Annotated in this window: 19 protein-coding genes and 1 other annotated feature; all 19 genes read left to right on the top strand. The window is 41.0% G+C overall.

Features of this window, described 5'->3' with window-relative positions; genetic code table 11:
• The first annotated feature begins 23 nt into the window (after positions 1-23).
• The 19 genes from dapB (at position 24) to DQM55_RS06310 (ending at position 22,270) form a co-directional block, all read left to right on the top strand.
• The gene (gene dapB / locus DQM55_RS06415; RefSeq protein WP_111675870.1) at positions 24-791 is read left to right on the top strand and encodes a 4-hydroxy-tetrahydrodipicolinate reductase; all 768 of its coding nucleotides are present in this window, start codon (positions 24-26) and stop codon (positions 789-791) included.
• Complete coding sequence (locus tag DQM55_RS06410) at positions 788-1,987, top strand: CCA tRNA nucleotidyltransferase (protein WP_111675869.1); 1,200 nt, start codon at positions 788-790, stop codon at positions 1,985-1,987. The genes dapB and DQM55_RS06410 overlap by 4 nt, the downstream gene beginning before the upstream one ends.
• Positions 1,984-3,852, top strand: coding sequence for an ABC-F family ATP-binding cassette domain-containing protein (locus tag DQM55_RS06405; RefSeq protein ID WP_111675868.1), 1,869 nt, complete (start codon positions 1,984-1,986; stop codon positions 3,850-3,852). Before DQM55_RS06410 ends, DQM55_RS06405 begins: the two co-directional genes overlap by 4 nt.
• Positions 3,849-4,436: a hypothetical protein gene (locus DQM55_RS06400; RefSeq protein WP_111675867.1), complete on the top strand. Its 588-nt coding sequence runs from the start codon at positions 3,849-3,851 to the stop codon at positions 4,434-4,436. The genes DQM55_RS06405 and DQM55_RS06400 overlap by 4 nt, the downstream gene beginning before the upstream one ends.
• A 71-nt stretch (positions 4,437-4,507) precedes the next feature.
• Positions 4,508-4,918: a GNAT family N-acetyltransferase gene (locus DQM55_RS06395; RefSeq protein ID WP_111675866.1), complete on the top strand. Its 411-nt coding sequence runs from the start codon at positions 4,508-4,510 to the stop codon at positions 4,916-4,918.
• A 112-nt stretch (positions 4,919-5,030) separates the two neighbouring features.
• Positions 5,031-5,990, top strand: coding sequence for an ROK family glucokinase (locus tag DQM55_RS06385; protein WP_111675865.1), 960 nt, complete (start codon positions 5,031-5,033; stop codon positions 5,988-5,990).
• A 104-nt stretch (positions 5,991-6,094) separates the two neighbouring features.
• On the top strand, positions 6,095-6,934 hold the full coding sequence (locus DQM55_RS06380; protein WP_111675864.1) for a thymidylate synthase: 840 nt from the start codon (positions 6,095-6,097) through the stop codon (positions 6,932-6,934).
• Between the two features lie 122 nt (positions 6,935-7,056).
• Positions 7,057-7,569, top strand: a complete 513-nt coding sequence (locus DQM55_RS06375) for a dihydrofolate reductase (RefSeq protein WP_111675863.1) — start codon at positions 7,057-7,059, stop codon at positions 7,567-7,569.
• Positions 7,570-7,793: 224 nt separating this feature from the next.
• The gene (clpX, locus tag DQM55_RS06365) at positions 7,794-9,023 is read left to right on the top strand and encodes an ATP-dependent Clp protease ATP-binding subunit ClpX (RefSeq protein WP_111675862.1); all 1,230 of its coding nucleotides are present in this window, start codon (positions 7,794-7,796) and stop codon (positions 9,021-9,023) included.
• A 10-nt stretch (positions 9,024-9,033) separates the two neighbouring features.
• Positions 9,034-9,621: a ribosome biogenesis GTP-binding protein YihA/YsxC gene (gene yihA / locus DQM55_RS06360; protein ID WP_111675861.1), complete on the top strand. Its 588-nt coding sequence runs from the start codon at positions 9,034-9,036 to the stop codon at positions 9,619-9,621.
• A 148-nt stretch (positions 9,622-9,769) separates the two neighbouring features.
• The gene (locus tag DQM55_RS06355; RefSeq protein WP_111675860.1) at positions 9,770-10,468 is read left to right on the top strand and encodes a glucosaminidase domain-containing protein; all 699 of its coding nucleotides are present in this window, start codon (positions 9,770-9,772) and stop codon (positions 10,466-10,468) included.
• Between the two features lie 135 nt (positions 10,469-10,603).
• Positions 10,604-12,010 carry an amino acid permease gene (locus tag DQM55_RS06350; RefSeq protein ID WP_111675859.1) on the top strand — a complete coding sequence of 469 codons (1,407 nt, stop codon included), beginning with the start codon at positions 10,604-10,606 and terminating at the stop codon, positions 12,008-12,010.
• A 9-nt stretch (positions 12,011-12,019) separates the two neighbouring features.
• On the top strand, positions 12,020-12,967 hold the full coding sequence (mmuM, locus tag DQM55_RS06345; RefSeq protein WP_111675858.1) for a homocysteine S-methyltransferase: 948 nt from the start codon (positions 12,020-12,022) through the stop codon (positions 12,965-12,967).
• Between the two features lie 113 nt (positions 12,968-13,080).
• Positions 13,081-13,878 (top strand): formate/nitrite transporter family protein, encoded by a 798-nt coding sequence (locus DQM55_RS06340; RefSeq protein WP_111675857.1) that lies wholly within the window; start codon positions 13,081-13,083, stop codon positions 13,876-13,878.
• A gap of 238 nt (positions 13,879-14,116) precedes the next feature.
• Positions 14,117-14,458 (top strand): hypothetical protein, encoded by a 342-nt coding sequence (locus DQM55_RS06335; protein WP_032911987.1) that lies wholly within the window; start codon positions 14,117-14,119, stop codon positions 14,456-14,458.
• A gap of 106 nt (positions 14,459-14,564) precedes the next feature.
• Entirely contained in the window at positions 14,565-15,194 is a 630-nt protein-coding gene (locus tag DQM55_RS06330) for a hypothetical protein (RefSeq protein ID WP_111675856.1), read from the top strand.
• Positions 15,195-15,304: 110 nt separating this feature from the next.
• Positions 15,305-15,440: a sequence feature (ribosomal protein L10 leader region), on the top strand.
• A gap of 37 nt (positions 15,441-15,477) precedes the next feature.
• On the top strand, positions 15,478-15,978 hold the full coding sequence (rplJ, locus tag DQM55_RS06320) for a 50S ribosomal protein L10 (protein WP_002897628.1): 501 nt from the start codon (positions 15,478-15,480) through the stop codon (positions 15,976-15,978).
• Positions 15,979-16,050: 72 nt separating this feature from the next.
• Positions 16,051-16,419, top strand: coding sequence for a 50S ribosomal protein L7/L12 (gene rplL, locus DQM55_RS06315; protein WP_002900419.1), 369 nt, complete (start codon positions 16,051-16,053; stop codon positions 16,417-16,419).
• Positions 16,420-16,705: 286 nt separating this feature from the next.
• Positions 16,706-22,270, top strand: a complete 5,565-nt coding sequence (locus DQM55_RS06310; protein ID WP_111675855.1) for a ZmpA/ZmpB/ZmpC family metallo-endopeptidase — start codon at positions 16,706-16,708, stop codon at positions 22,268-22,270.
• Positions 22,271-22,369 lie beyond the last annotated feature (99 nt).

The following is a 22,369-nucleotide window of genomic DNA, read 5'->3' as shown; positions in this document are numbered from 1 at the left end:
TTGTCTCTGTAAGGAGGAGAAACATGAGTATCAAAGTTATTATTGCTGGTTTTAAAGGAAAAATGGGCCAAGCAGCCTACAAAATGGTGACAGAAGATCCTGAATTAGAATTAGTTGGTTTGCTGGATCCTTTTACGGATGAAAAAGAAGTGGCTGGTGTTCCCGTCTTCAATGCCAAGGAAGAATTGGCTGGGCTAGAAGCCCATGTCTGGGTTGATTTTACAACCCCAAAAGTAGCTTATGACAATACTCACTTCGCTCTGGAGCAGGGATTTTGCCCAGTGGTCGGAACGACAGGTTTTACACCAGACCAGTTGGAAGAGCTAAGCGCATTGTCTAGGGAAAAGGAGCTGGGCGGATTGATTGCTCCAAACTTTGCCTTGGGAGCTGTTTTGCTGATGCAGTTTTCGGCTCTGGCAGCCAAGTATTTTGCAAATGTAGAAATTATCGAGTTGCATCATGATCAGAAAAAGGATGCTCCGAGTGGGACAGCTATCAAGACAGCCGAGCTCATCAGTCAAGTCAGACCAAGCAAGCAGCAGGGAGCTGCTGATGAGGAAGAGTCTATAGCCGGCGCTCGCGGAGCTGATTTCGATGGCATGCGTATCCACTCAGTTCGCTTGCCTGGTCTGGTTGCCCATCAAGAAGTAATCTTTGGTAGCCAGGGAGAGGGATTGACGCTGCGGCATGATTCCTATGACCGTGCTTCCTTTATGACAGGAGTTAATCTTGCCATTAAAGAAGTTGTCAAACGCTCAGAATTAGTCTATGGATTGGAACATTTACTATGAGATTAGAAACTCTGCCTTCTGAATTTCAGGAGGCTTTGCCAGTATTAGAGAAGATAAAAGTGGCTGGTTTTGAAGCTTATTTTGTTGGCGGCTCTGTTCGAGATGCCCTTTTGCAGCGACCTATTCACGATGTGGATATCGCTAGCTCCAGCTATCCTGAGGAAACTAAGCGTATCTTTGACCGTACTGTTGATGTGGGGATTGAGCATGGAACCGTCTTGGTTCTGGAAAATAACCGTGAATACGAGGTGACGACTTTCCGGACCGAGGATGTCTATGTGGACTACCGCAGGCCAAGCAAGGTTTCTTTTGTGCGCTCTTTGGAGGAAGATCTCAAGCGACGTGATTTTACCATCAATGCTCTAGCTTTGGATGAAAACGGTCAAGTCATCGATCTTTTCCAAGGTTTGGATGATTTGAAAAATCGGATTTTGCGGGCAGTTGGGACTGCTGCAGAACGCTTTAATGAAGATGCTCTACGCATCATGCGGGGGGTTCGTTTTCAGGCCGCCTTGGATTTTGATCTGGAGCAAGATACTTTTGCGGCTATGAAGGATTGTGCCCCCTTGCTTGAAAAGATTTCGGTTGAACGAATTTTTATCGAGTTTGACAAGCTCTTGCTGGCTCCATTTTGGCGCAAGGGTTTAGAGGCACTCTTGACAAGCGGTGCCATAGAATTTTTGCCAGATTTGAAGGGAAGCAGAGCTAAGTTAGAAAGGCTCTTTGACTTGGTTTCAGATTTCCGATTTTCAGCGTCAGAGCAGGCTTGGGCAGCTCTTTTACTGGCCTTGGATGTGCAAAATGTCAAAGGTTTTCTGAAAAAATGGAAGACTTCTCGTGAATTTGCCAATAAAGTAGAAGATCTGGTTGAGATTGCGGTTATTCGCTCAGAACGAGACTTGACCAAGCGCGACTGCTATGACTATGATATTGACTTATTGCTACAAGCAGAAGAGCTTCGGCAGGCGCAAGGTTTGGCAGTGGATTTCTCTGCTATTCAGAATATTGACACCAGTCTGACTATTCATAACAAGCAGGAAATGGTGGTCAATGGTGGCATGCTGATGCGGGAGTTTGACTTTGAGCCAGGACCAAAACTGGGCCAAATTCTGAAAGAGTTGGAATACGCTATTGTAGATGGCCATTTGCCTAATGACTTAGAGGCTATTTACGCCTATATCAAGGAGAAAAAATGAGCGATTTTATCGTTGACAAGCTAACCAAATCAGTAGGAGATAAGACTGTTTTTCGGGATATTTCCTTTATCATTCATGACCTAGACCGGATTGGTCTGATTGGTGTCAATGGAACTGGAAAGACAACGCTGCTGGATGTCTTGTCGGGCAAGTCGGGCTTTGACGGGGATGTCAGCCCTTTTTCTGCTAAGACAGGCTATAAGATTGCTTATCTGACTCAGGAGCCTGATTTTGATGAGGAGCAGACGGTGCTTGACACTGTTTTGTCTAGTGATTTACGGGAAATGCAGTTGATTCGAGAGTATGAGCTGCTCCTGACGGCTTATGATGAAAGTCAACAGTCTAGGCTAGAAGCGGTTATGGCCGAGATGGACTCGCTCCATGCTTGGGAAATCGAAAGCCAGGTCAAGACGGTCCTGTCCAAGCTTGGTCTGACAAATCTGTCGCTTAAGGTCGGTCAGTTATCAGGAGGTCTTCGTCGTCGAGTTCAGCTGGCCCAGGTTCTCTTAGGTGATGCAGATTTGCTCTTACTGGATGAGCCGACTAACCACCTAGACATTGATACCATTGAATGGCTGACGCATTTCTTGAAAAATTCAAAGAAGACCGTCCTTTTCATCACCCACGACCGCTATTTCTTGGATAATATTTCAACTCGGATTTTTGAGCTGGATGGCGGTCGCTTGATTGAATACCAAGGAAATTATCAAGACTATGTCCGTCTCAAGGCGGAGCAAGATGAGCGGGATGCGGCCTTGCTTCATAAGAAACAGCAGCTGTACAAGCAGGAGCTATCCTGGATGCGGCGGCAGCCTCAGGCTCGGGCAACCAAGCAACAGGCTCGTATCAATCGTTTCCATGACCTCAAGAAGGATTTGGTCGGTCAGACGACTGACAGTAATCTGGAAATGAACTTTGAAACCAGTCGTATCGGTAAGAAAGTCATTGAGTTTCAAAATGTAGACTTTGCTTATGATCAGAAGCCTATTCTCTCTCAGTTCAGTCTTTTGATTCAGAACAAGGACCGTATTGGGATTGTCGGAGATAACGGTGTCGGCAAGTCAACCTTGCTCAATCTGATTGTCGGTAAACTTCGGCCTCAGGCTGGTCAGCTCATTATCGGAGAGACAGTCCGAGTCGCCTATTTCTCTCAGCAGATCGAAGGCTTGGATGAGTCTAAGCGGGTCATCAATTACCTGCAAGAAGTGGCCGAGGAGGTCAAGATAGGCAGCGGGACGACTTCCATTGCAGAACTCTTGGAGCAGTTTCTTTTTCCTCGTTCTACTCATGGGACTTTAATCGAAAAGCTTTCTGGCGGAGAGAAAAAGCGACTTTATCTGCTCAAGCTTCTTTTGGAAAAGCCGAATGTCTTGCTTCTTGACGAGCCGACCAATGATTTGGATATTGCGACTCTGACAGTCTTGGAGAATTTTCTGCAAGGCTTTGCAGGTCCAGTCATTACAGTCAGCCACGACCGTTATTTCCTAGACAAGGTAGCCAGCAAGATTTTGGCTTTTGAAGATGGGGGTATTAGAGAAATTTTCGGTAATTACACGGATTACTTGGATGAAAAAGCCTTTCTAGCAGAAAGCTCTGCTATTTCTCAAAAGTCGGAAAAGGAAAAATCGGCCAAAGTGCGCGAGGAGAAAAAGCGTATGAGCTACTTTGAAAAGCAGGAGTGGGAGTCCATTGAGGCCGATATCGAGGCGCTTGAGGAGCGGATTTCTGAGATTGAAGCGGCTATGCAGGAGAATGGATCTGACTTTACTCGCCTGTCTCAACTTCAGCAAGAACTGGATGAGCAGAACGAGAAACTGCTGGAAAAATACGAGCGCTATGAATACCTGAGTGGTTTAGATGGATGAAAGAAGTAGTGTTTAGGCAGAGCTGGTTGAAGATATTCATTTTAGCTATATCGGCGAGCGCTCTTGCTGTCTTTATGACTACAGTTCTTGTATTACCATCTAAAAACGGATACCTATTATTCGACTCCAATATTTCTGTGGTTGAAAAAATGTTTTTAGTGATAGGTACAATTGTTTTTGATTTTTCCTCTATTTTAGTATGGATTTGTTTGTTTAGAGATAAACGTTTTTTACGTCTGACTGAACAGGGATTTTACTTTAGACCTCTTCTTTTTAGAGAAGTTTCGTTTCATAGTTGGGGAGAAATCCAGAGGATAGACTATAGAATTGAACGTATTCGACATTATGCAAAATATCAATTATTCAATAAGAGTCATATTTTGACGATTTGTTTTCATTCAGTGGATCCTGCGGTTTTGAAGAGAAGTAGGCTTGCTTCTAGAAAAAACAAAAAATATAAGTTTGGTATTCCTGAACCGTTAGAAATTACTCTTATGTTATTGAAAAAAGAGAAACCAAAATATATTTATGAAACGATGATGGATTACCATAATCAATGGCGAGCAAGTCAGAAGGATATTTAAGGTGAAGATATAGTCCGAACAGTTTCGTAAACTGTAAATCTAAAACCTTTAAAGATGGAACGGAGGCATCTATGAAACTAAGATTGGAAAATACCGATTCGAAGAAGACACAAGAATTGGGAAATTTAATCAGATCCTACAATCGCTCTAAGAGAGAGCCCTCCAAAAGTGAGCCTCTTAACATCTATGTAGAAGACGAACAAGGAAATCTGCTGGCTGGTATGGCGGCCGAAACTTTTGGTAATTGGCTGGAGATTGAATATTTGTATGTGAGCGAAGATTTACGAGGGCAAGGTATAGGCTCAGAAATACTGTGTAGGGCTGAACAAGAAGCCAGAGAAAGGAAATGCAAATATTCATTTGTAGATACGTATCAGTTTCAAGCGCCGGAATTTTATAAAAAGCACGGCTATACAGAAGTGTTCGCGTTGAAAGAATACCCCTATACTGGTGAAAGATATTATTATACAAAAGACTTGTGAGTTTACTTTGGGAATAAAGAAAAATTCGATTTTCACTTTTCTTTATGCAAACCTTTTCCTTACTGAAAAAATCTGATATAATGATGATAAATAAAACACAGAGGAGAACATCATGTCGAAAAAAATAATCGGAATTGACCTTGGTGGAACATCTATTAAGTTTGCTATTTTGACTTCAGAGGGCGAAATTCAAGAAAAATGGTCCATTAAAACCAATATTTTGGACGAAGGCAGCCACATCGTAGATGATATGATTGAGTCGATCCTGCATCGTTTGGACTTGCTTCAGCTTTCAGCAGAGGATTTTATCGGGATTGGTATGGGCTCACCAGGAGTAGTTGACCGTGAGAAAGGGACTGTTATAGGTGCTTACAATCTCAATTGGAAGACCCTGCAGCCGGTCAAGGATAAGATTGAAAAAGCGACTGGGATTCCTTTCTATATTGACAACGACGCTAACGTTGCCGCTTTGGGTGAACGCTGGATGGGTGCTGGAGAAAACCAGCCTGATGTAGTCTTTATGACACTGGGTACAGGTGTTGGCGGAGGAATTGTTGCAGAAGGCAAGCTCTTGCACGGACTTGCTGGAGCAGCAGGGGAGTTGGGTCACATCACTGTTGACTTCGATCAGCCGATTCTGTGTACCTGCGGCAAGAAAGGCTGCCTAGAGACGGTTGCATCCGCGACTGGTATTGTTAATCTGACTCGTCGCTATGCTGATGAGTATGCTGGTGATGCTGAGCTGAAAAAACTGATTGACAATGGTGAAGATGTTAATGCAAAGGTTGTCTTTGACTTAGCGAAAGAAGGCGATGAGCTAGCTCTGATTGTCTATCGCAATTTTGCTCGCTATCTAGGAATTGCCTGTGCTAATATCGGCTCTATCCTCAACCCATCTACAATCGTTATCGGAGGTGGCGTATCAGCTGCGGGTGATTTCTTACTTGATGGCGTACGCAAGGTTTATGAAGAGAATAGCTTCCCGCAGGTTCGTACTTCAACCAAGTTAGCCTTGGCTACTCTTGGAAATGATGCCGGTGTTATCGGGGCAGCTTCATTGGTTTTACAATAATTCAACAAGTATGCTTCATTTGTTCTCCTGCAGAAAGGTCTGTAGGAGAATTTTTATAGAAAATTTGCTATACTAGAAAAAGCTCACTGAACGAAGGAGAAATCATGACGCTAGCAGATATGATTTTCAAAGAGAATATTAAAAAAATTATGGAGCAAGGTGTTTTTTCTGAAAATGCTCGTCCGCGCTACAAGGATGGAAATGTGGCCAACTCCAAATATATCACTGGTTCTTTTGCTGAATATGATTTGAGCAAGGGAGAATTCCCAATCACGACTCTGCGCCCTATTGCCATCAAGTCTGCCATCAAGGAAGTCCTTTGGATCTATCAAGACCAGTCTAATAGCTTGGAACTGCTCAACGACAAGTATAATGTTCACTACTGGAATGATTGGGAAGTTGGCGATACGGGTACTATCGGGCAGCGCTACGGAGCTGTTGTCAAGAAGCACGATATTATCAATAAAATCCTCCAACAGCTGGAAGCCAATCCTTGGAACCGTCGCAATATCATCTCTCTCTGGGATTATGAAGCTTTTGAAGAAACAGACGGCCTGCTTCCATGCGCTTTTCAAACCATGTTTGACGTTCGTCGTGTAGATGGAGACATTTATCTGGATGCGACTCTGACTCAGCGGTCAAATGATATGTTGGTTGCTCACCACATCAATGCTATGCAGTACGTTGCTCTGCAGATGATGATTGCCAAGCATTTCGGCTGGAAAATTGGCAAGTTCTTTTACTTTATCAATAACTTGCACATCTATGACAACCAGTTCGAGCAGGCAGAAGAGTTGTTGCGTCGGGAACCTAGCGACTGCCAACCTCGACTCCTTTTAAATGTGCCGGATGGGACCAATTTCTTTGATATCAAAGCAGAAGATTTTGTCTTGCTGGACTATGATCCAGTAAAACCTCAGCTGAAGTTTGATTTGGCTATTTAACGATTTTGATAAATGTAAGAGAACTGCCAACCTCTGCAAAAGTTCTGCTGGAATCATACTTTAAACATGCCTTTTTACAGCAAATTTGATAGAATAGAGTTACTAATACAAAGGATAAAAGGATGACAAAGAAGATTATTGCCATTTGGGCTCAGGCAGAGGATGGTCTGATTGGAAAGGACAAGGTCATGCCTTGGCATCTCCCCGCAGAATTGCAGCATTTTAAGGCAACGACGACTGGACATGCTATTTTGATGGGCCGAGTGACCTTTGATGGCCTGCAGCGTCGCGTTTTGCCAAATCGAATCAGCCTGATTTTGAGCAAGGACAAGAACTACCAAGTTGACAATGAAAATGTCTTACTGTTCAACAATGTGGAAGATGTTTTGGATTGGTACCAAAAGCAAGATAGAAACTTGTATATTATCGGCGGAGCGCAAATTATCAGAGCTTTTGAGCCGTATTTAGAAGAATTGATTCAGACTCAGATTGCTGCTAAACTTGAAGGAGATACCTATTTCCCTGATACATTTGACTGGGCTCCTTATCAGGAAGTTAGCAGTGAATTTCATGCCAAAGATGAAAAGAATCCTTATGATTTCACTATAAAAAGATACCAAAGGAAGGACTCGTAAGAATGGAACGTAGTATTTTTGGTTTTTTTACGGCCTTTTTATGTGTCATTTGTCTTATTTGTGCCGTTCAAACCTTTCGGAAAAAGCGGTTTGGACTGGCAGCTTTATTTTTGCTGAATGCTTTTACAAACTTGGTAAATTCCATTCATGCTTTTTATATGACACTTTTTTAACATGTACGAAAGAAAATAAATAGATTTAGAATTTTAGAATTGGAGTAAACAATGCCTACAAGTCGTAATGATGATATGATGGTTTTTTGTTCTTTCTGTGGGAAGAACCAAGATGAGGTACAGAAGATTATCGCTGGTAACAATGCCTTTATCTGTAATGAATGTGTGGAACTGGCGCAGGAAATCATCCGTGAAGAGCTAGCCGAGGAAGTGCTGGCAGATCTGTCTGAGGTACCAAAACCTCAGGAGCTGCTTAATATCTTGAACCACTATGTTATCGGGCAAGACCGAGCTAAGCGTGCCTTAGCAGTAGCGGTCTATAATCACTACAAACGTATTAACTACCACGACAGCCGAGAAGAAGAAGATGTGGAACTGCAAAAGTCAAATATTTTGATGATTGGCCCGACCGGGTCAGGTAAGACCTTCCTGGCGCAGACTCTTGCTCGCAGTCTCAATGTGCCTTTTGCCATTGCTGACGCAACAGCTCTGACTGAAGCTGGTTATGTCGGGGAAGATGTGGAAAATATTCTCCTCAAGCTTTTGCAGGCAGCTGACTTTAATATTGAACGTGCAGAACGCGGCATTATCTATGTTGATGAGATTGACAAGATTGCCAAGAAAGGTGAGAACGTCTCAATTACTCGTGATGTTTCAGGCGAAGGAGTTCAGCAAGCTCTGCTGAAGATTATCGAAGGAACAGTAGCTAGTGTACCGCCGCAGGGTGGACGCAAGCATCCGCAGCAGGAAATGATTCAGGTTGATACCAAGAATATTCTCTTCATTGTTGGCGGTGCCTTTGACGGTATAGAAGAAATCGTAAAACAGCGTCTGGGTGAGAAAATCATTGGTTTCGGTCAGAATAATCGAGCGATTGACGAAGATGGATCCTATATGCAGGAAATCGTCTCAGAAGATGTCCAAAAGTTTGGTATTATCCCTGAGTTAATCGGCCGTTTGCCTGTTTTTGCTGCTCTGGAGCAACTAACAGTTGATGATTTGGTTCGGATTTTGAAAGAGCCTAGAAACGCCCTTATTAAGCAGTATCAGGCACTTCTATCTTATGATGATGTTAAGCTTGAATTTGATGAGGATGCTCTGCAGGAGATTGCCAATAAAGCGATTGAACGTAAAACAGGTGCTCGCGGTCTTCGTTCTATCATCGAAGAAACTATGATGGATGTCATGTTTGAAGTTCCAAGTCAGGAAAATGTCAAGCTTGTCCGCATTACCAAAGAAGCAGTTGATGGAACAGATAAGCCTATTCTAGAAACTGCCTAACGAGGTGCTTATGGAAATCAATACACACAATGCTGAGATTTTGCTGAGCGCAGCCAATAAATCGCATTACCCTCAAGACGATATTCCAGAGATTGCCTTAGCCGGCCGCTCCAACGTTGGAAAGTCCAGCTTCATCAATACACTGCTTAATCGCAAGAATTTAGCGCGAACTTCTGGAAAACCTGGAAAAACTCAGCTGCTAAACTTTTTCAACATTGATAACAAGCTGCGTTTTGTAGATGTGCCAGGCTATGGCTATGCCCGTGTTTCCAAAAAAGAGCGTGAAAAATGGGGCCGGATGATTGAGGAGTATCTGACCAGTCGTGAAAATCTCAGAGCGGTTGTCAGCCTTGTTGATCTTCGTCATGATCCGAGTGCAGATGATGTGCAGATGTATGAATTTCTGAAATATTATGACATTCCAGTCATTCTAGTAGCGACCAAAGCTGATAAAATCCCTCGCGGAAAATGGAATAAGCACGAGTCAGCTATTAAGAAAAAACTGGACTTTGACAAAAATGATGATTTCATTCTTTTTTCCTCTGTCACCAAGGATGGCTTAGATGCTTCTTGGGACGCGATTTTGTCAAAAATTTAATAATACGAATTAAATCCAACTCAAAAAACGAGTTGGATTTTTTGAAATAAAACGAAAAATGTCATATATTTGTAAATTATCAATAGTGTTTTTTTAATCTTTAGTATGTTACAATGGTATCATTAACATCTTATTCAGGAGAAGTACTGTGAAGAAGAGAATTTCAAAAAAAGGTAAGAGAATCCTTTCAGCTTTACTTGCAATGACAACGACAATTGCTGTTGGCTTCGTCTTGGCAAAGCATATTAATCCTGCTAGTGCCAATAATAGCGACCAGCAGCCTATGAATCAAACAGACTATTTCATTTCACAAATCGGTGAGCCAGCGCGTCAGTTGGGACAGGATAATGATCTTTATGCCTCTGTTATGATTGCACAGGCTATTTTAGAAAGTGGCTCAGGACAGTCTGGTCTGTCCGGTGAACCTCATTATAACCTTTTCGGTATCAAAGGTCACTACGACGGTCAGTCTGCTAATATGGAGACTTGGGAAGATGATGGAGAGGGAAATGCTTATACCATCAACGATAGTTTCCGTTCATATCCTAGCTATGTAGAGTCTCTGCAAGACTATGTTGCTGTACTCAAGCAAGGGCATTTTGCAGGTGCTTGGAAGAGCAATGCACCAACCTATCAGGATGCAACAGCTGCCCTGACTGGTGTCTATGCGACAGATACTAGCTATAATGCTAAATTGAATTATATTATTGAAAAATACGATCTGACTCGCTTTGATTCACCACTCTATGAGTCTGGAGCTGGCTATATCGTTTACAATCCTTATCGTCAGCAATACACTACTCAAGATATCTTGGATGTCGATACTGCTTGGGCGAATAGATTTTAATGAAGACAACAAAAAAGAGGGAGACCTCTTTTTTAGTATATAGGTTTTCTTTATAACCCAAATAAAAAATATATATGATTCCTTACTTTCCTTTATGATACAATAGGTAAATAGCAAAAAAATAAAGGAAGTATCATGGCTAAAAAAGATTCAAAACATGAACATTCTCAAAACCACAACTTTGAGAATGAAGGTGAATTTCAGCGTAAAATGACGAGCAGGCATCTCTTTATGCTGTCGCTTGGCGGTGTTATTGGGACAGGTCTTTTTATCAGTTCTGGTTATACGATTGCTCAGGCAGGACCTTTGGGGGCCGTCTTGTCTTATCTAATTGGTGCAGTGGTGGTTTATTTGGTTATGCTTTCTTTAGGAGAGCTTGCTGTTGCCATGCCAGTGACGGGTTCCTTCCATACTTATGCAACAAAGTTTATTAGTCCGGGAACAGGTTTTGCGGTTGCTTGGCTCTATTGGCTTTGTTGGACGGTGGCTTTAGGAACAGAGTTCTTGGGTGCAGGTATGCTGATGCAACGATGGTTTCCTAGTGTTCCAGCTTGGTTTTTTGCGGCTTTTTTTGCAGCTGTAATTTTTGGGATGAACGCTCTTAGTGTTAGATTGTTTGCAGAAGCAGAATTCTACTTTTCAAGTATCAAGGTAATTACGATTATTGTCTTTATTATCTTGGGAATTGGTGCGATATTTGGTCTGATTCCTATGAGTCACCATCAAAACGCGCCTTTCTTCAGCAATTTGACAGCTCATGGAGCTTTTCCTAAAAGCTGGACAGCGCTTTTGTCTATTATGCTGGCAGTTAACTACGCCTTTTCAGGTACAGAACTCATTGGTATTGCAGCAGGAGAAACGGATAATCCGACAGAAGCGGTGCCTAAAGCTATTAAAACAACGATTGGTCGTTTGGTAATTTTCTTTGTTTTGACAATCATTGTTCTAGCTGCTCTGTTACCAGTCAAGGAAGCAGGAGTGACACAGGCTCCTTTCGTAACAGTATTTGATAAGATTGGTCTACCTTATGCAGCGGATATCATGAATTTTGTTATCTTAACAGCTATTCTATCAGCGGGAAATTCTGGGCTATATGCTTCCAGTCGTATGCTATGGTCTTTGGCAAATGAAGGAATGATTAGCCGAAAGGTTGTAAAAATTAATCGTCATGGCGTACCAATGAGAGCTCTCTTATTATCTATGTTAGGTGCTGCTTTATCACTTTTTGCAAGTTTTTACGCAGCAGACACAGTTTTCCTAGCTCTGGTTTCGATTGCTGGTTTTGCGGTAGTAGTTGTTTGGTTGTCTATTCCCATTGCTCAAATTCGTTTCCGCAAACAATGGCTGAAAGAACATCGGGAAGAGGAACTAGCTTTCAAAACTCCCTTTAGTCCTTTCTTGCCTTACATTACGATAGTTCTTTTGGTTCTATCTGTCGTTGGAATTGCTTGGGATAAGTCGCAAAGAGCAGGACTTTATTTTGGCCTACCTTTTGTTGGTCTTTGCTATCTATATTATTTCCTTCGTCATCGTAGATTTTAGGAGTATTTCATGGGAAAATTTAAAGATTTGCTTGACAAGCAAGAAATTATTATTTTAGATGGAGCCTTAGGTACAGAGTTGGAAAGCCTGGGTTATGATGTATCTGGTAAGCTTTGGTCCGCTCAATACCTATTAGACCAGCCTCAGATTATTCAAGATATGCATGAAAGCTATGTAAGAGCTGGCAGTGACATCATCACTACGTCCAGTTATCAGGCTAGCATTCCAGCATTTATAGAGGCAGGACTAACTACTGAAAAGGCTTATAATCTTTTAAAAGAGACAGTCTTCTTAGCACGGAAGGCAATCGAAAATACCTGGCAAGTCTTATCTCCAGAAGAGCAGAAACAGAGACCTTATCCTCTGGTTGCAGGCTCGGTAGGGCCTTATGCTGCCTATTTAGCTGATGGTTCCGAGTATACGGGAGACTACCAGCTGAGTGAGGAAGAATTTCGAGATTTCCACCGTCCGCGTATCCAAGCTTTATTGGAAGCTGGGAGTGACTTGTTAGCTATTGAAACGATTCCAAATGGGGCAGAAGCGGCAGCAATCCTCCGACTTTTAGCTGAGGAATTTCCGCAAGCTGAGGCTTATTTGTCCTTTGTCGCCCAGTCGGAGAATGCTATATCAGATGGCACTAAGATTGAGGAATTAGGAAACTTGGCTCAAGAAAGCCCACAAGTCTTGTCAGTTGGTTTTAACTGTACAGCTCCACATTTAATTGCTCCATTATTAGATGGGCTTGGACAAGTGTGCAACAAACCTTTTCTGACCTATCCAAACTCTGGCGAAACTTATAATGGCTTGACCAAGACTTGGCATGACGATCCAGAGCAGGAGCGGAGCTTGCTGGAAAATAGTAAACTTTGGCAAGAGCAAGGAGTGCGTCTTTTTGGTGGTTGCTGCCGAACACAGCCAGAAGATATTGCTCAGTTATCAAAAGGATTTAAGGGTTGAAAATAGATTTTCAATCCTTTTTTAGAAAATTTAAAAAGGTTCTCGAAAACGCTATCAAAAGAAAGAACTTTGTGATATACTATACATAGTTTAAATTAATAGGAGAATTTTTTATGCCTGAATCGACATTTATCCCTAAAATTGAAGCAGCTTGCCGCAAGAAAGAAGCTTTGTTTGATACAAGCAAGGCCAAGTACGCTGTTCGTTCCATCTTTGCCGGAGCTTTCCTAACCTTTAGTACTGGTGCTGGAGCTATTGCGGCAGATTTGACGAATAAGATTGTTCCAGGAACTGGGCGTTTTCTCTTTCCTTTCATCTTTGCTTGGGGATTGGCTTACATTGTCTTTCTAAATGCAGAGTTAGTGACTTCCAACATGATGTTTCTGACTGCTGGTACCTTTTTGAAGAAGATTGACTGGAAAAAAGCCTTGATGATTTTGCTTTATTGTACCTTTTTCAATCTGATTGGCGCCTTGATTGCCGGCTGGCTCTTTGCTAACTCGGCTGCTTATGCGGGACTTAGCAAAGATAGTTTCATTTCTGGTGTTGTGCAGATGAAGCTTGCTCGATCAAATGAGCTGATTCTGCTCGAGGGAGTCTTGGCCAATATCTTTGTTAATATCGCTATTCTTTCCTTCGTTCTGGTCAAGGATAGTACAGCTAAGCTTTTCTTAGTTATATCAGCCATTTATATGTTTGTATTCCTGACTAACGAACACTTGGCAGCCAACTTTGCTTCCTTTGCTATCGTGAAATTCAGCTCAGCAGCAGCGGAAGTGCAAAATTTTGGTATTGGAAATATCCTACGCCACTGGGGCGTAACCTTTATCGGTAATCTCATCGGTGGTGGTCTACTCATAGGTTTGCCATACGCTTGGTTTAATAAGAAGGAAGAAAATTACGTAGATTAGAATGCAGCCTTAGGGCTGTATTTTTTTGAAAAAATATTTGGATTTTACACTTCAAAGGTCTAATTCAAACAAAGAAGTCAATTCCATTCAGTTCTCTAGTACGATCTTTGACTAACTTTCTAGTCTCTTTTTTTATGTTCGTCGGCTATCAATCTCTAATATCTAAGCAAAAAAGTTGACAGATATATCAAAGTTTGTTAAATTAATTTGGTATATTATGCAATCAAAAGGAGATGTTATGAATAAGATCACTATTCAGTCACCAGATGGAAGCAAAGTCAAAACCTTGTCACCATCCTACTCTATTACAACGTTACTATTTAGTTTTTTTGTACCACTTTTTCGAAAAGACTGGAAATACTTTGGTATTATTTTAGGTTCTTTCTGCGCTTTGCTTGTTATTGCTGTGCTTTTCATTCCAGAAGATTTGTTAAAGCCAACTGGAACAGCCTTTAATTTCTTTTGGACTTTTTTCTATAATCGTTTTTGGATAAAAGATCGTGTTTTCAATGATGGCTGGCTGCCTGCCGATGAAGAAAGCAGAAATCTGCTTAAGAAGACTTTTCCTAATATGCCATAAAACTACTGAAATAAATTTTTTCTATGATAAACAAAGTTACATACACAAAAGGAGGAATGCTATATAAAAGGAGATAAAGAATTGAGTTTAGGAGGAGCTGAGGGAAATGGGAAAAAGGATTAAGTTTTCGCCGCTAAAAGCTAGAATTTTGATGATGATTGGTCCAGTAATAAGTGCTATCTTCTTTGGTTTATATTCGTGTAGTTTTATTTATTATACATTAAAAGAAGGATTATCATTTTGGCTAGATATGATTCGTGATAATTTTATGTTTATTCTTTTCTTTATTTGGATCCATATGAGTTTAGTCGAGTCTATCTATAGAATGATAAAAAATAATCTTCTGTTAAACAGCAATATTCAGGAATTGAGAGGTTGTTACCCTGAGCTTGAAGATAGCTGGGACTATCTCAACGATGCGGACTACCTTGACAAAGATTTGCAAGTTTTGGTTTATGGCGATCATCTCATTTGTTACAGGACATTTGATATTGCCTACCTACCAGAATGCTCTAAGATAGGTGCATTTATGAAGGCGTCTGTTTTTCGTCTTTCCCGTTTTCGTGAGGTAAGACGAGTTCATTTTTCTGCATGGTACCTTGATGGCAGTGAATCTGAACTCCGGACAGATGAGTTGCGAAAGTTTATTGGAATGAATCAGAAAGCTCATAAAGACGCCTTATTTGATTATATAAGAGAGAACTTTGATTATATTGAACTCGAAACATACGACTAAGGGAAAGAAGTAGATATTAGTCAAGTAAGAAATTTGCAGAAAATAATGACTAAATTTAAAAAGATTGTATAAAAAGCTTGCAATCTTTTTTTTCTTTTGCTATAATTATCAATGGTTTGAAAAAACTGCCTAAGACAGTAGGGGAGCTCGACTCATAAAGATCCTACCGAGGACAAAACGTATCATGTAAAAAGAAGCGTATTGTACTTTCGTGTCTAGGTTTGGGCGCGTTTTTCTTTTGGAAAAATCCCCAAGCAAAATAATTACGGAGGTGAAACACTAAATGAGTGAAGCTATTATTGCTAAAAAAGCGGAACTGGTTGACGCAGTTGCTGAGAAAATGAAAGCTGCTGCATCTATCGTCGTTGTTGACGCTCGTGGTTTGACTGTTGAGCAAGATACAGTTCTTCGTCGTGAGCTTCGTGGAAGCGAAGTTGAGTACAAAGTTATCAAAAACTCAATCTTGCGTCGTGCAGCTGAAAAAGCTGGACTTGAAGACCTGGCATCTGTTTTTGTTGGACCATCTGCAGTAGCATTTTCTAACGAAGATGTTGTTGCTCCAGCGAAAATCTTGAACGACTTTGCTAAGAACGCTGATGCACTTGAAATCAAAGGTGGTGCAATTGAAGGCGCTGTCGCATCAAAAGAAGAGATTCTTGCACTTGCAACTCTTCCAAACCGCGAAGGACTTCTTTCTATGCTCCTTTCTGTACTTCAAGCGCCAGTTCGCAACGTTGCACTTGCTGTCAAAGCAGTTGCAGACAACAAAGAAGACGCAGCTTAATCTTAAGCTACGCAGCGTAGCCTAGCTACGAAAAAATATTATAAATTTAAAAATTATTTGGAGGAAATAACAATGGCATTGAACATTGAAAACATTATTGCTGAAATTAAAGAAGCTTCAATCCTTGAATTGAACGACCTTGTAAAAGCTATCGAAGAAGAATTTGGTGTAACTGCAGCTGCTCCTGTAGCTGTAGCTGCTGCTGGCGCTGGTGAAGCTGCTGCTGCTAAAGATTCATTCGATATCGAATTGACTGCTGCTGGCGACAAGAAAGTCGGCGTTATCAAAGTTGTACGTGAAATCACTGGTCTTGGCCTTAAAGAAGCTAAAGAACTTGTTGATGGTGCACCAAACGTTATCAAAGAAGGCGTTGCTGCAGCAGAAGCTGAAGAACTTAAAGCTAAATTGGAAGAAGCTGGAGCTTCAGTTACTCTTAAATAATAGAGTTTCCAATCATAGAAATCAACCAAGTCGAAAGACTTGGTTTTTTTGTATCCAAAAATCATTTTTATGTTAAAACGCTAACCAAAAATAGGATTCTATGATATAATTTAGACAGATTATTGCGATTTAGGAGATATTATGAATAAAATAAAAGTTATATGAGATTGTAGATTAGGAGATTTTTGTTAGGGGGATTCAGATGAATGAATGCAATGGCTTACTGTTGCTCATTCTCTGGTTAAAGGATTTATTATTCTTTTTAGAATAATTTGAAAGGGATTTTATGAAAAAGTTTTTTGGGGAGAAGCAAACTCGGTTTGCTTTTAGGAAATTAGCTGTCGGGCTTATTTCGGCTGCTATTTCTAGTTTGTTTTTTGTTTCTATCGTTGGGGTTGACTCTGTCCAAGCACAGGAAAAGTTGAATGTACACTATAAATACGTGACAGATACTGAAATAACTCCGCAAGAAAAGGAGTTGATTGTAAGTGGATTTCCTAAAATGTCAGAAGGCAACGAGGAGACTTACTATCTTGTCTACAGGTTAAACTCAAATTCTGGAGCAAAAACCTTACCGAATACAGGCGATAATAACAATTCCAATACTATGATGACGACTGGGCTATTTACGACGATAGGATTGGTTGTTTTTGTTGTGTCAAAAAGAAAGGTTCAAAGCAAGTTCCTACTGACTGTTTTTGTGGGTGCTGGTGTCGGAGGAGGATTGATACTATCCGTAGATGCACTGGAAAATGGGATCTTGCTGCAGTATAATGCCGAATATCAAGTGTCGGCTGGGGAAAGTCTGCCGTTACCAGGTGAAATTTCGGGCTATACTTACCTTGGCTACATAAAAGATGAATCAATTAAAAAATTATTAGACAATAAGATTCTTGACAATCAGCAGAATGCTAATCTGGATAAAGAAACTTTAAACCAAAATAGGAAACTAGATTATTCAGTTTCTTTTGATAAGAATGGGCTGAAAAATCAAACGCTTGGCGTCAATACAATTGAGCCTCAAGATGAAGTCTTGTCTGGCCGAGTAGCTAAGCCTGAACTATTATACAAAGAAGAGGCCGTTGAAACTGAGATAGCCTATGAAGAACAGATACAAGAAAATCCGGATTTAGCTGAAGGTACTGTAAGAGTAAAACAAGAAGGCAAACCAGGCCGTAAAATCGAAGCCGTCCGAATTTTTACGGTAGATAATGCGGAAGTTTCTAGGGAAGTTCTTTCGACAAAAATAGAGGAAGCGTCTCCTAAAATAGTGGAAAAAGGTACTAAAAAACTTGACGCGCCTAGCGACAAACCAGTAGCTTCTAACTTGGTGGCACCCGAGCAAGTCGCTCCCTTACCAGAGTATACAGGCGTCCAATCCGGTGCAATCGTTGAGCCTGAGCAGGTCGCTTCCTTACCTGAGTATACAGGTACATTATCTGGAGCCATCATTGAGCCTGAACAAATTGAACCGGAGATTGGAGGTGTTCAATCTGGTGCGATAGTCGAACCTGAGCAAGTGACTTCATTGCCTGAATACACTGGTGTTCAATCTGGTGCAATAGTCGAATCTGAGCAAATGACGCCTTTATCTGAATACACAGGAACGCATGCCGGTGCGATTGTTGAACCTGCACAAGTGACTCCGTTGCCGGAGTATACAGGCGTCCAATCAGGGGCCATAGTCGAACCTGAGCAAGTTACTCCATTACCTGAATATACAGGAGTTCAATCCGGTGCAGTAGTAGCACCCGAACAAGTTACTCCATTGCTAGAGTATACAGATGTTCAAGCAGGAGCAATCGTTGAACCTGAGCAAGTGCCTTCTTTACCTGAATACACAGGATCTCAAGCAGGAGCGATTGTTGAGCCTGAGCAGGTAGAACCTCCGCAAGAGTATACTGGAAACATCGAACCAGCAGCGCCAGAAGCGGAAAATCCTGCTGAAAAAGCTCAAGAGCCAAAAGAGCAGAAGCAAGGACCAGAAAAGAATATCGAGTTAAGAAATGTATCTGATGTGGAATTGTATAGTCTAACTGATGGAAAATACAAACAGCACGTTTCTCTGGATGCCATTCCAACCAATCAAGAGAATTATTTTGTGAAGGTGAAATCATCTAAATTTAAAGATGTCTTCTTGCCGATTTCTTCAATAGTCGATAGCACGAAAGATGGCCAGCCGGTTTATAAAATTACAGCAAGTGCTGAAAAATTAAAACAGGACGTTGACAATAAGTACGAGGACAATTTTACTTTCTATCTAGCTAAAAAGGCAGAGAGAGAAGTCACAAACTTTACTTCCTTTAGTAACTTGGTTCAAGCTATAAATAACGATCTCAGTGGAACCTATTATTTAGGTGCTAGTCTGAATGCCAACGAGGTCGAACTAGAAAATGGCGCTAGCAGTTATATAAAGGGTAGATTTACTGGTAAGCTCTTTGGCAGCAAAGACGGAAAAAATTATGCTATTTATAATTTGAAGAAGCCTTTATTTGATACGTTAAGCGCTGCTACTGTAGAAAATCTGGCTCTTAAAGATGTAAATATCTCAGGGAAAACTGATATTGGAGCCCTTGCAAATGAAGCGAATAATGCAACAAGGATTAACAATGTCCATGTAGACGGTGTTCTGGCTGGTGAACGTGGCATTGGTGGCTTGGTGTGGAAGGCTGATAATTCTAAGATTACGAACAGCAGTTTCAAGGGAAGAATTGTCAACTCCTATGAAACGAGGTCTCCATACAATATCGGAGGATTAGTAGGTCAACTGACTGGCATCAATGCACTGGTCGACAAATCAAAAGCTACGATTACCATCTCGTCAAATGCGGATAGCACAAACCAAACTGTCGGCGGTCTTGCAGGTCTTGTCGAGAAAGATGCGCTTATCAGCAATAGTTATGCCGAGGGCAACATTAATAATGTGAAACGCTTTGGAAGCGTTGCTGGTGTGGCTGGCTACTTGTGGGATAGAGATTCTAGCGAAGAAAGACATGCTGGAAGATTGCATAATATTCTTAGTGATGTCAACGTTATGAACGGGAATGCGATTAGTGGCTATCACTATCAAGGGATGAGGATAACTGACTCATATAGCAACAAAGATAACAGAGTCTACAAAGTGGCTCTTGAGAAAGATGAAGTTGTCACCAAGGAATCTCTCGAAGAGAGAGGAACAATCCTTGATGCTTCTCAAATCGCAAGTAAGAAATCTGAAATCAACTCTCTTGCTGTACCGACTGTTGAAACCTTACTGACTAGAACTAATAAAGAAAGCGATTTTTCTAAGGTTGAAGGCTATCAAGCCAGTCGAGCTTTAGCATATAAGAATATAGAAAAACTACTGCCGTTTTATAATAAGGCAACCATTGTCAAATACGGTAATCTAGTAAAAGAAGATAGCGCCTTGTATGAAAAAGAAATCTTATCTGCAGTCATGATGAAGGATAATCAAGTGATTACAGATATCGCTTCGCATAAAGAGGCAGCTAATAAGCTCTTGATTCATTATAAAGATCATTCATCTGAAAAGCTAGATCTCACCTACCAATCTGACTTTAGTAAGGTAGCTGAATACCGTGTGGGAGATACAGGTCTCATCTATACGCCAAATCAATTCTTGCATAGTCATAGTTCAATCATCAATGAAGTTTTGCCTGATTTGAGAGCGGTCGATTATCAGTCAGAGGCTATCAGAAACACCCTAGGTATTTCTTCAGGAGTTTCATTAACGGAATTATACTTAGAAGAGCAGTTTGCTAAAACCAAGGAAAATCTAGCAAATACACTGGAAAAACTTTTGTCTGCCGATGCAGTCATTGCCAGCGAAAATCAAACGATTAATGGTTATGTCGTTGATAAAATCAAACGCAACAAGGAAGCCTTGCTTCTAGGTTTGACCTATTTAGAGCGCTGGTACAACTTTAACTATGGTGACGTGAATATCAAAGACTTAGTCATGTACCACATGGATTTCTTTGGTAAGGGCAACGTATCACCACTAGACACGATCATTGAATTAGGTAAATCTGGCTATAACAATCTTCTGGCCAAGAACAACGTAGATGCCTATAGCATCAGCTTAGCAAACAATAATGCATCACAAGATTTGTTCAGCACGCTTGCCAATTACCGAGAAGTATTTTTACCAAACAAAACAAATAATCAATGGTTCAAAGAGCAAACCAAGGCTTATATCGTTGAAGAAAAATCAGCTATTGATGAGGTGAGGGTCAAACAAGAGCAGGTTGGCAGCAAGTATTCTATCGGGGTATATGATCGAATTACTAGCGACACTTGGAAATACCGAAATATGGTCCTACCTTTGCTGACAATGCCTGAAAGATCTGTCTTTGTCATCTCGACTATATCCAGTCTGGGTTTTGGTGCCTATGACAGATATAGAAATAATGAGCATAGAGCAGGAGCAGAACTCAATAAGTTTGTTGAGGATAATGCCCAAGAAACCGCAAAACGTCAACGCGACCATTATGATTATTGGTATAGAATATTAGACGAGCAGAGCCGTGAAAAGCTCTATCGAAATATCTTGGTCTATGACGCCTATAAGTTTGGAGATGATACTACTGTCGGCAAGGCTACAGCGGAGGCGCAATTTGACAGTTCTAATCCAGCTATGAAGTATTTCTTTGGACCGGTTGGAAACAAGGTTGTACACAATAAGCATGGTGCCTATGCTACTGGTGATAGTGTTTACTACATGGGCTATCGGATGCTGGACAAGGACGGAGCCATTACCTATACCCATGAAATGACGCATGATTCTGATAATGAGATCTATTTAGGCGGATATGGAAGAAGAAGCGGACTTGGTCCTGAATTCTTCGCCAAGGGCTTGTTGCAAGCACCGGATCATCCAGATGATGCGACAATCACGGTCAACTCAATTCTCAAATATGACAAGAATGATGCGACAGAAAAATCTCGTTTGCAAGTCTTGGATCCAACTAAACGTTTCCAAAACGCGGATGATCTGAAAAACTATGTTCATAACATGTTTGACGTCATTTATATGTTGGAATATCTAGAAGGAATGTCAATCGTGAATCATCTGTCTGATGTGCAGAAAGTGAATGCTCTGAGGAAGATTGAGAATAAATATGTCCGAGATGCGGATGGGAATGATGTTTACGCAACGAATGTGATAAAAAATATTACAATGGCGGATGCGCAAAAATTAAACTCATTCGACAGTCTCATTGAAAATGATATTCTTTCAGCGCGTGAGTACAAAAATGGTGACGTAGAAAGAAATGGCTACCATACGATTAAGCTTTTCTCTCCTATTTATTCGGCATTAAGCAGTGAAAAAGGAACGCCTGGAGATCTTATGGGACGGCGTATGGCTTATGAACTTCTGGCAGCCAAGGGCTTCAAAGAAGGCATGGTCCCTTATATCTCTAATCAGTATGAAGATGATGCTAAGCAAAACGGGAAAACAATCAGTATCTATGGTAAGACCAGAGGTCTGGTAACTGATGACTTGGTTTTACGCAAGGTCTTCAATGGTCAGTTTAATAATTGGACAGAGTTTAAGAAAGCTATGTATGAAGAACGTAAAAACAAGTTCGACAGCTTGAATAAGGTCACATTTGATGATACGAGACAACCATGGACAAGTTATGCTACTAAGACTATAAGTACCGTGGGAGAGTTGCAGGCATTGATGGATGAAGCCGTACTCAAAGATGCAAATGATAATTGGTATTCTTGGAGCGGCTATAAACCAGAATATAACAGTGCTGTCCATAAGCTTAAAAAAGCAGTCTTCAAAGCTTACCTCGATCAAACCAATGATTTCAGAACATCAATCTTTGAAAACCAGAAGTGATTGGTTTGAACTGTCAAATAGTCTGCAAAGTTCCAAGTCTGAAATGACCTTTACCCTACTTCATATTTTTGTTATAATATTTGTATTAAAGCGTGCATT

It is taken from the genome of Streptococcus sanguinis (assembly GCF_900475275.1).
GTDB classification, from domain to species: Bacteria; Bacillota; Bacilli; order Lactobacillales; family Streptococcaceae; genus Streptococcus; species Streptococcus sanguinis_N.
The sequence above is the reverse complement of the archived record's forward strand: the minus strand, read 5'-3'. Positions and strand labels throughout refer to the sequence as shown.